Below are 13948 nucleotides of genomic sequence, written 5' to 3'. Positions count from 1 at the left end.
GGTTTTTCTGTCTTTGGAAACTATGATGGAATCCTCTTGAACCTGCGGCGGACGAAAATGGCTTTGTTCACGTGCTGGATCTGCTTTTTCGCGTTGTGGTTTGTGATCTTTTTGGCTATACTGTAGGTAGATATGTGTTCGGCCGAAAAGAGTGGGTGGTCACCCACTCTTTCCCTTTGTGATGGAAATCCTCCACGAGGTGAAGGACCGAACTGAAGGAGGGTGAAGATTAGGTGAGCCGTAAGGTGACCGAAGTAGTGGAAGAGATGGCCCAACCCATTCTTGCAGAAGAAGGATTGGAGCTCTACGATACGGAATACACAAAGGAAGGTAAAAACTGGATACTCCGTGTCTATATTGACCGTCCAGATGGAAAAGTAGATCTGGATGATTGCAGCCGGGTGAGTGAACGACTCGGGGAGGCGTTGGACCGAGAAGATCCCCTTACCGGGCAGTATTATCTGGAAGTATCGTCTCCGGGGGCAGAGCGCCCGTTGAAGAAACCCACCCATTTTGAAGCGGCGGTGGGCAAGCGAATCTTTCTCAATACCTTTGAACCTATTGACGGACGAAAAAAATTTGAAGGGGTTCTGACCCGCTATTCTCCGGAAAGTCTAACGGTTGAAACCGAGGAAGATACGGCGGAAATTCCGATGGAGAAGGTGGCTAAGGCGCGTCTGGTCCTCGTGGTTTAAATGAAGGGAGGAAAATAAAAACGATGAATGCCGAATTCATCGACGCCCTCAACCAACTGGAAAAGGAAAAGGGCATCAGCAAAGAGGTGTTGATCGATGCGATGGAAGCAGCCCTTATTTCCGGTTACAAGCGAAATTTTCATTCCGCCCAAAACGTGCGAGTAGACATTGATCGGGATAGCGGCCAAGTTCGTGTCTTTGCTCGCAAAACAGTGGTGGAAGAGGTGACGGATCCCCGTCTTGAAATCTCGTTGGAGGCAGCCACTGAGATTAATCCCACCTATGAGTTGGACGATATTGTGGAGATGGAGGTGACGCCGGCAGATTTCGGCCGGATCGCCGCCCAAACGGCCAAACAGGTGGTTACTCAGCGCATCCGGGAAGCAGAGCGTAGTATTATTTATGAAGAGTTTGTGGATCGGGAAGCGGATATCGTGACCGGGATGGTGCAACGGTCGGACAGTCGACATTATTTTATCGATCTGGGACGGGTGGAGGCGCTTCTTCCCTTTGCGGAAACGATGCCGGGAGAGCGATTTAAGCATAACGACCGGGTCAAGGCGTATATCACCCGGGTTGAAAAATCGACCAAGGGTCCTCAGGTCTTTGTCTCCAGGACCCATCCGGGTTTGTTGAAGCGACTGTTTGAACTGGAAGTGCCGGAAATCTATGAGGGAATCGTGGAGATCCGGTCTGTGTCCCGCGAAGCAGGCCAACGCTCCAAGATCGCCGTCGTGTCTCGGGATGAGCAAGTGGATCCGGTAGGTTCTTGTGTCGGTCATAAGGGGATGCGCGTGCAAACCGTGGTCAACGAGCTGCGAGGGGAGAAGATCGATATCGTTCGTTGGTCCGAGGATCCGGTGGAATTCGTCTCCAATGCCCTCAGTCCATCCAAGGTCGTGCGAGTGGATATCCGGGAAGCGGAAAAAGTGGCACAAGTGGTCGTCCCAGACCATCAATTGTCCCTCGCCATCGGCAAAGAGGGGCAGAATGCTCGCTTGGCCGCCAAACTGACCGGTTGGAAGATTGATATCAAGAGTGAATCGGATTTTGAGCCGGAGAAAGAAGATGAGGAAGTTATTGAAGAGCCGGTGGTAACGGAACATCCGCCGGATCCGGATCTGACCGGGGCGGATGAGGGAGAAAGATAACAGACCATCCCCGTGAGGAGGTGGTGAATGGTGAAACAACGGAAGGTTCCCATGAGGAAATGCGTCGCTTCCCAGGAAATGTTTCCGAAAAAAGAGCTGGTCCGTGTGGTGCGTACACCGGACAATGAGATCCGGATCGACCCTACCGGTAAAAAATCGGGACGGGGTGCCTATGTTTGTGCCAAGGAAGAGTATGTGGATTTGGCGAAAAAGAAAAAGGCTCTGGATCGCGCTTTGAAGACCAAAGTCGGCGAAGAAGTGTATGAACATCTACGGGAGTACATTACAACGGGGAAACTCCATGAGTAAGCTACATCAGTTGTTGGGTTTGGCCATGCGAGCCGGGAAGGTGGTTTCCGGCGAAGAGAGAGTACTCTCTGCGATTCGTTCGGGGGTTGCTTTTCTTGTCCTGATCTCCGATGATGCCGCTCCCAATGCCCGCAAGAAAATCTCGGATAAGAGCAAACATTACGGGGTGCCGCTGATCACTGCGGGCTCCCGGATGGAGTTGGGCCGGGCATTGGGAAAAGCGGAGCGGGTCGTTGTCGCCGTGACCGATCCGGGCTTTGCCAAAGCGATCCGGAAGCGGTGCGAGTAACCGACGGAGGTGAGCAGTTTGGCGAAAGTTCGCGTATATGAATATGCAAAGCAAATGAATATGAGCAGTAAAGAGATTCTTACCATCCTGAAGAGACTGGATGTTGAGGTCAACAATCACATGAGTGTGATGGATGACGAGATGGTGAAGAAAGTGGAACAATTCTTCAAAGATGTAAAACAGGGGGCGGCGAAATCGGAAACGAAACAGACTAGAGCAGAGGATAAACCGAAGAACAAGACAACGCAATCCAATCCCAACCGTTCCGGGAGGTCCGGTCAGGGTGGGGGAAATAAAGCCAACCGGAATCGGAGTGGCAGAAATCCCAATCAAAATCGCGGAGGCAACAACAAAGGGCGGGGCCGGAATAACCGGAGAGGTAACCGACGGGACCGCAGAAATTCGCAACATCAGAAGCAAGCCCCGGTCCTTCCTTCTGAGATTGAAGTGACGGGCCCGATGACAGTGGGCGAGTTGGCCCGACTGTTGCGACGGGAAGCATCGGAATTGATCAAGAAGCTGATGGGGATGGGGGTCATGGCCACCATCAATCAGGAGATCGATGTGGATACGATCACTCTGGTCGCCCAGGAATTCGGGGCGAAAGTGAATTACAAAGAAGTGATCGATGAGTCGGCCTTTGAGGACTTGGTGGAAGAAGATGACCTAGAAAATCTGCAGGAACGGGCTCCTGTGGTTACCATCATGGGTCACGTCGACCACGGGAAGACGACCTTATTGGATACGATTCGTCACACCAAAGTGACTGCTGGTGAAGCAGGTGGGATTACCCAGCATATCGGAGCGTACCAGGTAGAAGACAAGGGGAAGAAGATCACCTTCCTGGATACCCCTGGTCACGCCGCTTTCACCACGATGCGGGCTCGGGGCGCTGAGGTGACGGATATTACCATCCTAGTGGTGGCTGCTGACGACGGGGTGAAGCCGCAGACAGTAGAAGCGATCAACCACGCCAAGGCCGCCGATGTGCCCATCATTGTGGCCGTCAATAAGATGGATAAACCGGAAGCCAACCCGGACCGGGTGAAACAACAGTTGACAGAACACGGTCTCGTACCTGAAGAGTGGGGCGGGGAGAACATTTTTGTCCCGGTGTCTGCAGTCAAAGGTGAGGGGATCGACGAGTTATTGGAAATGATCTTGTTGGTGGCGGAAGTTCAAGAGAAAAAAGCCAATCCCAACAAACGGGCCCGGGGAGTCGTCATCGAGGCGGAACTGGATAAAGGGCGCGGAGCCGTGGCCACCCTCTTGGTCCAAAACGGAACTCTCCACGTGGGGGATGCCGTTGTAGTCGGGAATAGCTTCGGTCGGGTGCGGGCTATGATCAACGATCTAGGCAAGCGGGTGAAGACGGCTGAACCCTCCATGCCTGTCGCTATTCTGGGCCTGTCCGATGTGCCAGAGGCAGGAGATCCCTTCATGGCCTTTGAAGAAGAGAAAAAAGCACGGGATATTGCTGATCGACGCTCGGAAAAAAGACGGCAGGAAGAGCTAGGCTTCTCTAGTCGGGTGACCCTGGATGATCTTTACAAGCAGATCCAAGAAGGCGATGTAAAGGATCTGAACGTCATTATCAAGGCGGATGTGCAAGGTTCCGCTGAGGCCCTGCGCAGCTCCTTTGAAAAAATCGATGTGGAAGGGGTACGAATCAACATTGTTCACTCCGGAGCCGGAGCCATCACAGAGTCGGACGTCAGTCTCGCTTCTGCCTCCAACGCTTTGATCGTCGGTTTCAATGTGCGTCCTGAACCCCAGGCCCGAGTGACGGCAGAGCAGGAAAAAGTGGAGATTCGGCTGTACCGGGTGATCTATGATGCGATTGAAGAGCTGGAGTCCGCTATGAAAGGGATGCTCGATCCCGAGTTCCGGGATAAGATGGTGGGCCGTGCTGAGGTTCGCCAGATTTTCAAAGTTTCCAAAGTGGGAACGATTGCCGGCTGCTATGTGACAGAAGGAAAAATGGTCCGTGACGGAAAAGCCCAGCTGATTCGTGACGGGGTAGTGATCCATGAAGGGGATATCGACACACTGAAACGGTTTAAGGACGATGCCAAAGAGGTGGCCCAGGGATATGAATGTGGAGTCACTCTCAAAAACTACAATGATATCAAGGAGAACGACGTCCTCGAAATCTTCATCCTCGAAGAGGTGAAGCGGTAATTCCATGGTTGTCGGTCTGCTGGACTGTCGCTGCCGTATTTTGTATTCCACTTCCCTCAAGGACAAACGACGGGCGGTGAAGAGTGGATTATCTCGTATTCGCCACCGTCTCAATCTGTCCGTGGCGGAAGTGGGCTTTCAGAATGACCGGCAGTGGGCGAATGTAGCTGTTGTCGGTGTTGGAAGCGACCGGGGGATCGTGGACAGTGAGTTGAAGCAGGCTGTTCGGATCCTGGAGACGATTGACGACTTGGAGATCGTGGATGTTGACATCTCCTTTCTGTAAAATTCGCCCGCCCCACCTAACGGGGCGGACAGGAGGTATCGACAATGGCACGCATCCGTGCGAGTCGGGTCGGCGAACAAGTGAAAAAAGAGTTGAGCCATGTATTGCAACATGAGATGAAGGATCCCCGGGTCGGTTTTGTGACGGTGACCGCCGTAGAGATGAGCGGAGATTTGCAACAGGCAAAAGTGTTTATCAGCGTGCTGGGGGATGAAGAGAAGAAAAAAGAAACCTTGGAGGGGCTGGAAAAAGCCAAAGGTTTCCTGCGGACGGAGATCGGGCGAAGAGTACAGCTTCGCCACACTCCCGAGCTGATTTTCAAGTTTGATGAGTCGATCGAACATGGCCAGCACATTTCCAAACTGTTGGAAGAAGTGAGCCGAAATGAGCGCAACTCGGATTGAAGAGGATTGGGAGCAGGCGTTAGCCTTTGTCTCAGAACAGGGACCTTATCTGGTGGTTTCCCACCTACATCCTGACGGGGATGCCATCGGCTCCACTTTGGCTGTTGGATGGATCCTGAAGCGGTTGGGCAAGCAGGTCATGATGGTGAACGAGTCTCCCCTCCCAGAGAAATTTCGGTTTCTGCCGGGAGCGGAAAAGATCCTCTCTCCGGAGGAAGCTGAGTCAGAAGGTCCCTATCGACGGGGGATCGCCGTGGATGTGGCAGACCGGGAACGGATGGGCGCCGCCGGTCACTTGTTGGCAGAGGCGGAGGTGTTAAATATTGACCACCACCCTACTAACGACCGGTTCGGGACCATCAACCTAGTGATTCCTGAGGCGGCGGCGACGGCAGAGATTCTCTGCCGTTGGGCCCGTCATTTGCAGGTGGAGTGGAGTGTTGAACTGGCCACCTGTCTCTACACGGGATTGTTAACCGATACCGGTGGTTTTCGATATACCAATACCACACCGGAAGTGATGGAACTCGCCTCGGGCTTGTTACGCCACGGGGTGGAGCCCGGAGCGATCGCGGACCGGGTGTTTGAGACGATGACACGGGGGCAGTTGGCTTTGCTTCAGCGGGCCTTGGACTCCCTGACTTTTTCCGATGACGGGTTAGTGGCTTGGATCAAACTAACCCGGGAGGACTTTCGTTCCAGTGAGGCCAGGGAGGAAGATTTGGATGGGATCGTCAATTATGCTCGCAATGTGACGGGAGTGGATGTAGGGATTCTGTTCCGGGAAACAGACGGGCAAGGAATCAAGATCAGCCTCCGCTCCAGGGAAATCGTCGATGTAGGAAAACTGGCTCAATCCATGGGTGGAGGCGGCCATGCCCGTGCGGCAGGGTGCTCGCTGGAGGGAACTCTGGATGAGGCGGAGAAGACTTTGTTAGAGCAGGTGAATGTGGCGCTGGATGGGAGGAAGGGATGATGTTGCACGGTGTGATCCCAGTCAATAAGCCGGCAGGGCTGACCTCCCATGATGTGGTCAACCGGCTCCGACGTTTGTCGGGACAAAAAAAGGTGGGACATACCGGCACCCTCGACCCCGCTGTGGAAGGAGTGCTGCCCATCTGTCTCGGTCAGGCGACTCGAATTGCCGAGTACATCCAGTCTCTTCCCAAACGATACCGAGGGACTCTCACACTGGGAGTGGCTACCGATACGGAAGATCAGACGGGCGAGGTGCTGGAAGAGCAACCGGTGGGTCCGCTGGAGCCGGAACGGATCGATGCGGTGTTTCGAAAGTTCACGGGAGAGATCGAACAAATCCCGCCGATGTATTCCGCTGTGAAGGTGGAAGGGAAGCGGTTGTATGAATGGGCTCGGCAGGGACAGCAAGTTCAGCGCCGTTCCCGAAGGGTCACCATCTACTCACTGGAACGAACTGGCATGGAGGAGGGGGAGCAACCCCGAATCCACTTTGATGTCAGATGTTCCAAAGGCACCTATGTGCGAAGTCTGTGTGTGGATGTGGGCAAGGAGCTCGGGTATCCGGCCCACATGTCCCGGCTGATCCGCACGGAAAGCGGTCCCTTTATGCTGGAGGAAGCTTTCGACCTCGACAGATTGGAGCAGGTAGCCAACTCGGGGGAGTGGGGAAGCGTTCTGACAGGAATCGGGGAGGCGTTAAGACATCTGCCCGAGCTCATCGTTCCCCAAAGCTTATATACTTCTGTGATGAACGGCAGGCTCCTTCATCCCGAACAAAGGGAGGCGCTCGCAACAGGTACGCTTTTTCGCGTATCTAGCGAAGAAGGTCAATTTTGTGCCTTGTACCGGATGAAGGATGAAGGAACGGCCAAGCCGGAAAAAGTGTTTCGGGTCAGGTGAAATCTATGGAAACGATCCATTTAACCTATCCATTGAAGATTCAAAGTGAAGTGCCTCCGGTTTCCCTGGCGATCGGATATTTTGACGGAGTCCATCTCGGCCACCAGAGCGTGATCGGTCAGGCCCGCCAAATGGCTGAGGAACTTGGGACATCCCCTGCAGTTATGACCTTTCATCCTCACCCTCGGGAAGTGTTGGGGAAGGCCTCGGTGTCCCGCTACCTCACCCCCTTATCGGAGAAGTTGCTCCGGTTTGCGGAACTGGGGGTGCAACGGGTATATGTGATGAAGTTTGACCGAGAGCTGGCCTCCAAAACTCAGGAAGAATTCGTTGAGGAAGTGCTGATACCCTTGCGGGTACGCGGGGTGACTGTAGGTTTCAATTTCACCTTCGGCCGGGGAGCTGAGGGAAAAGCAGAGGACCTGAACCGTCTGAGTGACGGCCGGTTTCAGGTGGAGATTGTACATCCCATCGCCAGTGATGGGGATTTTGTCAGCAGTACTCGTCTGCGGCAAACTCTAGACAGCGGGGATGTCGAAGCAGCCCTGAAGATTTTGGGGCGTCCTTATTCCCTCCGGGGAGAAGTGGTTCAAGGGAATCGAAGAGGGCGGACCATCGGTTTCCCGACAGCCAACATCCAGTTGCAGGATCCCTTTATCATTCCCGCCACAGGTGTGTATGTGGTTCGTGTCCACAGGGAAGGAGTCTCCAAAGATCTTTTCGGAATGATGAATATTGGCTACCGCCCCACTTTTCGGGATCCGGATCCTGTGAAAACTCTGGAAGTCCACCTGTTTGATCTGGATGAGAACTTGTACGGGGACCGCTTGGAAGTGGAGTTCCTTCATCGGATTCGGGGTGAACAACCCTTTGCCTCGGTGACAGCGCTGACCGAGCAGTTGAAGTCCGATGAGGAGAATTCTCGGGGATGGCTGAAGCGGCAGAATCTCTACTAAGCCAGAGCGCATTTACTCAAACATGGTTCTATGCTATAATATTTTGGTATTGGGCCGGGTTGTTCCCTCCCATGCAGAACCCTGGCGCGGATCATCGATTGCCTCGGCGATGGCCTGGGCTATGGGTGCTTTTCAAACAAAGGAGGTGAAAGGGATGACCCTATCCCTGGAACGGAAACGGGAAATTATCGACGAATACAAGACTCACGAGAGCGATACCGGATCCCCGGAAGTTCAGGTAGCGATCCTGACACATCGGATCAACGAGTTGAACGAACATCTGCGTGAGCATAAGAAAGATCATCACTCCCGCCGTGGTCTGTTGAAGATGGTCGGGCAGCGACGCAACCTGCTCAATTACCTGAAGAAAAATGACGTCGCGCGGTACCGGACGTTGATTCAAAAACTGGGCTTGCGCCGGTAACTTTGGAAGAGCGGGGATTTCCCCGCTTTTTCAATAGGAAGGACTGCTTTTAAATCCAATAAACCCTCCGATTGGATCGGAGCCCCTTCACCTGCTTTAAAAAACCGGGTGGAGGGAAATAATGCATGGATGAAGAAAGTAAACATGTGCGCGTTGAGAGGAGGAAATGCGGCATTGAGTGAATCGACCCTATTTGAGACGGAGTTTGCCGGGAGGCGGCTGACGATGGAAGTCGGCAAATACGCCAACCAATCCAACGGGGCAGTGTTGGTCCGTTACGGAGATACAGCGGTGATGGCGACAGCCACTGCATCCGATGAACCCAAGGACCTCGGTTTTTTTCCATTAACAGTGAACTATGAGGAAAGGCTTTATGCAGTAGGTAAAATCCCCGGTGGTTTTATTAAGCGGGAAGGGCGACCCTCGGAAAAGGCGATCCTGGCCAGCCGGTTGATCGATCGTCCGATCCGCCCACTGTTTCCGGAAGGGTATCGGAATGATGTGCAAGTGGTCACGACGGTGATGTCCGTTGACCAGGATTGTTCCACGGAGATGGCAGCCATGATCGGTGCATCCACCGCTCTGTCCATCTCTGATATTCCCTTCGCCGGTCCCATCGCCGGTGTGATCGTCGGACGGATTGATGGTAAATGGGTGCTGAACCCCTCAGTGGAACAGACGGAAAAAAGCGATCTTCATCTGGTGGTCGCCGGCACCAAGCATGGAATCAACATGGTGGAGGCAGGGGCTGAAGAGGTTCCGGAAGAGGTGATGCTGGAAGGGATCCTGTTTGGTCATGAAGCGATCAAAGAGATGATCGCATTTCAGGAGCAGATCGTGCAGCAAGTGGGGAAAGAAAAGATGGTACCGGATCTCCACCAGGTGGATTCCGAATTGGAACGCCAGATTCGTGAACTGTCCACAGCCCCGATGGCAAAGGCCGCTCAGGTGGAAGAAAAGCAACAGCGGCAGGATGCGATCAACCAAGTGAGAGAGTCTGTTTTGCAACAACTGGCAGGGGAAGAGCCGGAAGCGGAACAGACGAAGGCGATCGAAGAGGTTCTGGACATGGTACTTAAAGAAGAGGTTCGCCGAATGATCCTGGAAGAAAAGAAACGTCCTGACGGTCGTTCTCCGGAAGAGATCCGACCTCTCACCAGTGAAGTGGGAATTCTTCCCCGCACCCACGGGTCAGGCCATTTTCGGCGGGGTCAAACCCAAGTCCTTAGTGTCTGCACCCTGGGAGCTTTGGGGGATGTTCAGATCCTGGATGGTCTCGATCTGGAAGAATCGAAACGATTTATGCATCACTATAACTTTCCCCCTTATTCTGTCGGTGAATCCCGCCCTATGAGAGGACCGGGACGACGTGAAATTGGACACGGGGCCTTGGGTGAACGGGCATTGGAACCGGTGATCCCTTCGGAAGAGGAATTTCCCTATACGATCCGACTGGTCTCCGAGGTACTGGAATCTAATGGCTCCACTTCCCAAGCCAGTATCTGTGCTTCCACCCTGGCTTTGATGGATGCAGGTGTGCCGATCAAAGATCCCGTGGCCGGGATTGCGATGGGGCTGGTCAAGGAAGGAGAGCAAGTGACGGTCTTGACGGATATTCAGGGGATGGAAGACCATCTGGGAGATATGGATTTCAAAGTGGCGGGGACCCGAAAAGGTGTGACCGCGCTGCAGATGGATATCAAGATCGAAGAGATTGACAGGGAAGTTCTTTCCCAGGCGTTGCAACAAGCCCATCGTGCCCGACATGTACTCCTTGATAATATGACGGCCACTCTGGGTGAACCCCGTCAGGAACTGTCTCCCCATGCTCCAAAAATCTTGACCCTGAAGATTCATCCGGACAAGATCCGGGAAGTGATCGGGCCCAGCGGACGGGTGATCAACAAGATTATCGATGAAACTGGAGTCAAAATCGATATTGAGCAGGATGGCAGGATCTTTATCGCCTCAGCGGACCCTGTGCAAAACGAGAAAGCGAAAAGTATCATTGAAGACTTAGTCCGGGAAGTGACGGTTGGGGAGATCTACAACGGAACAGTCAAACGAGTGGAGAAATACGGAGCTTTTGTCGAGATCCTTCCGGGAAAAGAAGGTTTGGTACATATTTCCCAACTGGATAAAGAGCGCGTGAACAAGGTGAGCGACGTGGTAAACCTGGGGGATCAGATCCAGGTGAAAGTGACTGAGATCGATAACCAAGGACGGATTAACTTGTCCAGGAAAGCGGTCCTGACACAAGGCTCCTGATGTCCTCCGTACAAAAAGAGTCAGAGCGATCTGTCTCTTTTTTTATTGGGAAAACCCCTTTGTATAGGAAGGGATGGGGGTGCATAAGTTAGTAGCATCCAATAGGGTGACGAGGTGCTTTATAGTATGAAACAAAGATTGCGGAAACGTTGGGTGTTGCTAACGGTGCCCTTGATCTGGTTGGGGGTTTGGTCCCCATCGGTGACGGCCTATGTCACGTCTGTAAAAAAGGGCTCAGCGGAGCCTGTGCTTCAGAGGGAGGATGAGAAGCTACGGGAAGTGATTGAAAAGGGCTCCCAAGCCCGTCGGGATCCCCCGGTGGATGCACGGATTGACCGTATTTGGAAGGCGATCCCCGGATACAATGGCCTCGAAGTGGACAAGGAAGCTACCTATCGATCGGCGATCAAAGGTGGAAAAGAAAAATCGCTCACCTGGGTTTTTCGCGAGATACCGGCCCGGGTTTCTCTGGATCAATTGCCTGTGGGACCCATATATCGAGGAAATGAAAAGAAACCGATGGCCGCCTTGATGATCAATGTAGCTTGGGGGACGGAACATCTGCCGCGGATGTTGGATATCTTAGAGAAAGAGGGGGTTGCCGCCACCTTTTTTCTAGATGGTTCTTGGCTGAAGCAACATCCCGAGAAGGCGAAAAAATTATTGACCAAAGGTCATGAGCTAGGAAATCACGGTTACAGCCATCCCTTGATGAGTCGGGTAACTCGGGAGCGAATCCGGTCGGAGATGGAAAAGACAGAGTCTCTGATCCGTAAGTTAGGGGCAGAATCCCACTTCTTTGCACCTCCGGCGGGGGATTTCAACCAGGTGGTGTTGGAAGAAGCTCAGCGAATGGGGATGAAGACGGTGTTATGGACTGTGGATACGGTGGATTGGAGAAAAACTTCCTCTCCAGAGTGGATGATTCAGCGGATCCGTAAAGGGATCCACAAGGGATCGCTGGTATTGATGCACCCCACCGAACGCACAGTTCAAGCGCTTCCTCAAATCATCCACAGTATCCAAGAAAAAGGACTGCGGTTAGGAACCGTCAAAGAAGTATTATCTCCTAAACGCGTGGAGCTTGTTGAGCCCGTCCCTTCCTTCTGATATAGTGGGGATGGTTTTTTACAGGTGGAAGTTTGTAATAAGGGGGAGGAATGCATAAAAAGTGATTCAGAGACACCATCTTCCCAATGGGGTCCGGGTCGTGGCGGAATCGATTCCCCATGTCCGGTCTGTAGCTTTTGGCCTGTGGATCGGGGCCGGATCCCGTTGGGAGACAGAGGAGAACAACGGGATTTCTCATTTTTTGGAGCATATGCTTTTCAAAGGAACCGAGAAACGGACCGCCCGTCAGCTAGCGGAAACCTTCGATGAAATCGGCGGACAGGTGAACGCCTTCACTTCCAAGGAGATGACCTGTTACTACGCAAAAGTACTAGATGAACACCTGGAGATCGCCATCGATGTATTGGCGGATATGTTTTTTGAGTCGCTCTTCGAGCCGGAGGAGATTGAAAAAGAGCAAAACGTCATAGAGGAAGAGATTCGGATGGTGGAAGACACACCGGACGACATAGTTCACGATTATCTCTCTATGGCTGCCATGGAAAAGAGTCCCCTCGGCTATGCAGTTCTCGGAACTGTGGAAAATGTTCGGAGTTTCAATCGTTCTCTTTTGTTGGAATACAAGGAGAAGCATTATCGTCCCGATCAGTTGGTGATCGCACTGGCAGGAAATTTGCCGGCAAACTATCTGGAATGGATTGCAGAACGCTTTGGTGATTTCCAAGGGGAGGGGAAAGTGGATGCAAGGAGTGAGGATCCTTGTTTTACTGCGGGAACTTCCCTCCATCGTAAAGAAACAGAGCAATCCCATTTATGTATCGGACTTCCCAGCGTTTCAGTTGCCGATCCCCGAATTTATTCGTATAATTTGTTGAACAACTTACTCGGTGGAAACATGAGCTCCCGCCTGTTTCAGGAAATAAGAGAAGAACGAGGATTGGCCTATTCGGTTTTTTCTTATCTCAGTGCCTACCGTGATACAGGTTTATTCACGATTTATGCCGGTACGGCGCCAGATCAGGAAAACGAAGTGATGGAAATTCTGCTTCGCATTATGAAAGAGTTGCGGGAGAATGGGGTTTCTGAAGAGGAACTGCGAAAAGGAAAAGAACAGTTGAAGGGTAGTCTGATGATGAGTCTGGAGAGCACCAATAGCCGGATGAGTCGCCTCGGAAAAAACGAACTTCTCTTGGGTTCTCACAAATCTTTAGATGAAGTAGTGGCAGCTGTGGAGGGGTTGACCCGTCAAGATCTTTGGGAAGCGGCACAGACGATTTTTTCTCATCCGATGGCTCTCTCCATCATTTCACCTACGGGTGAGCTTCCTTCGGCTTTCAGGAGGGATGCTCTTGTACTTTGATGTAGGAATCAAAAAACTGCCTGGAAATGAAGATTTGCCTCTACCCGAGCGGATGTCGGAAGAGGCGAGTGGCTTTGATCTGTTGGCGGCGGTCCAAGATGAACTGCAACTGGAACCGGGGGAGTGGAGGCTGGTGCCTACAGGTATCGCTTTGGAGATGCCGGCTGGCCTGGAAGCACAGGTCCGTCCTCGCAGTGGTTTAGCTCTCAAACACGGGATTACGCTGTTAAATTCTCCAGGAACTATTGATGCGGATTATCGGGGGGAGATCTCCGCCATACTTCATAATCTAGGCCGGGAGCCCTTTGTGGTTCGTCGCGGAGAGCGGATCGCTCAGCTGGTGTTCCAACAGGTTCCCAAGGTCCGATGGAGGGCGGTGGAACAGCTGAGTTCCACCGACCGTGGCTCTGGTGGATTTGGTCACACGGGCAAGTAGAGTGAGGGAAAGAAATGGGGCGGACACTTTGAGCCGTCTGTTCCCCACAGATGGGTTTGCGTCGGCTCGCCGGAATACAGGCGTTGGAACCCAAACTGATCTGACCCCGGTCTATCGCAATAAAATCCTCTCCTGAAAAGAGGATTTTTTTCAGGCGTGTTGATTAGCCATATTTTGGGTGGGGAGATCGTGTTCACCCACGCGACCGTTGCCATCCGGCAAGGAAGTGAAAACTGGCCG

The 13948-nt window shown here is 52.8% G+C and carries 15 protein-coding genes; all 15 read left to right on the top strand.

The genetic code is table 11. The features are described from left to right. Positions 1–266 precede the first annotated feature (266 nt). Positions 267–695 carry a ribosome maturation factor RimP gene (gene rimP / locus JOD24_RS09775; protein ID WP_380163340.1) on the top strand — a complete coding sequence of 143 codons (429 nt, stop codon included), beginning with the start codon at positions 267–269 and terminating at the stop codon, positions 693–695. A gap of 23 nt (positions 696–718) precedes the next feature. Further along, positions 719–1846 carry a transcription termination factor NusA gene (nusA, locus tag JOD24_RS09770; RefSeq protein WP_380163260.1) on the top strand — a complete coding sequence of 376 codons (1128 nt, stop codon included), beginning with the start codon at positions 719–721 and terminating at the stop codon, positions 1844–1846. A gap of 30 nt (positions 1847–1876) precedes the next feature. Next, a complete protein-coding gene (gene rnpM, locus JOD24_RS09765; protein WP_429246863.1) occupies positions 1877–2155 on the top strand; it encodes an RNase P modulator RnpM in 279 nt (92 codons plus the stop codon). Beyond that, positions 2148–2444, top strand: coding sequence for a YlxQ family RNA-binding protein (locus JOD24_RS09760; protein WP_380163258.1), 297 nt, complete (start codon positions 2148–2150; stop codon positions 2442–2444). The genes rnpM and JOD24_RS09760 overlap by 8 nt, the downstream gene beginning before the upstream one ends. Positions 2445–2462: 18 nt before the next feature. Further along, complete coding sequence (gene infB / locus JOD24_RS09755) at positions 2463–4625, top strand: translation initiation factor IF-2 (protein WP_429246826.1); 2163 nt, start codon at positions 2463–2465, stop codon at positions 4623–4625. A gap of 4 nt (positions 4626–4629) precedes the next feature. Beyond that, a complete protein-coding gene (locus JOD24_RS09750) occupies positions 4630–4911 on the top strand; it encodes a DUF503 domain-containing protein (protein WP_380163256.1) in 282 nt (93 codons plus the stop codon). A gap of 44 nt (positions 4912–4955) precedes the next feature. Beyond that, positions 4956–5315 (top strand): 30S ribosome-binding factor RbfA, encoded by a 360-nt coding sequence (gene rbfA / locus JOD24_RS09745; protein WP_380163255.1) that lies wholly within the window; start codon positions 4956–4958, stop codon positions 5313–5315. After that, entirely contained in the window at positions 5296–6291 is a 996-nt protein-coding gene (locus JOD24_RS09740; RefSeq protein WP_380163254.1) for a DHH family phosphoesterase, read from the top strand. Before rbfA ends, JOD24_RS09740 begins: the two co-directional genes overlap by 20 nt. Then, on the top strand, positions 6288–7193 hold the full coding sequence (gene truB, locus JOD24_RS09735) for a tRNA pseudouridine(55) synthase TruB (protein ID WP_429246825.1): 906 nt from the start codon (positions 6288–6290) through the stop codon (positions 7191–7193). The genes JOD24_RS09740 and truB overlap by 4 nt, the downstream gene beginning before the upstream one ends. A gap of 5 nt (positions 7194–7198) precedes the next feature. Continuing rightward, a complete protein-coding gene (locus tag JOD24_RS09730) occupies positions 7199–8149 on the top strand; it encodes a bifunctional riboflavin kinase/FAD synthetase (protein WP_380163252.1) in 951 nt (316 codons plus the stop codon). Between the two features lie 154 nt (positions 8150–8303). Further along, on the top strand, positions 8304–8573 hold the full coding sequence (gene rpsO, locus JOD24_RS09725) for a 30S ribosomal protein S15 (RefSeq protein ID WP_009708763.1): 270 nt from the start codon (positions 8304–8306) through the stop codon (positions 8571–8573). A 144-nt stretch (positions 8574–8717) separates the two neighbouring features. Then, the gene (gene pnp / locus JOD24_RS09720) at positions 8718–10841 is read left to right on the top strand and encodes a polyribonucleotide nucleotidyltransferase (protein ID WP_380163339.1); all 2124 of its coding nucleotides are present in this window, start codon (positions 8718–8720) and stop codon (positions 10839–10841) included. Between the two features lie 126 nt (positions 10842–10967). Further along, entirely contained in the window at positions 10968–11951 is a 984-nt protein-coding gene (locus tag JOD24_RS09715; RefSeq protein WP_380163251.1) for a polysaccharide deacetylase family protein, read from the top strand. A gap of 61 nt (positions 11952–12012) precedes the next feature. Then, a complete protein-coding gene (locus tag JOD24_RS09710; protein WP_380163250.1) occupies positions 12013–13272 on the top strand; it encodes a M16 family metallopeptidase in 1260 nt (419 codons plus the stop codon). After that, a complete protein-coding gene (gene dut, locus JOD24_RS09705) occupies positions 13256–13708 on the top strand; it encodes a dUTP diphosphatase (RefSeq protein WP_380163249.1) in 453 nt (150 codons plus the stop codon). Before JOD24_RS09710 ends, dut begins: the two co-directional genes overlap by 17 nt. The last annotated feature ends 240 nt before the right edge of the window (positions 13709–13948 follow it).

Source organism: Kroppenstedtia sanguinis (assembly GCF_050433445.1).
Classification (GTDB): domain Bacteria; phylum Bacillota; class Bacilli; order Thermoactinomycetales; family DSM-45169; genus Kroppenstedtia; species Kroppenstedtia sanguinis.
This window is presented reverse-complemented; position numbering and strand designations above follow the sequence as displayed.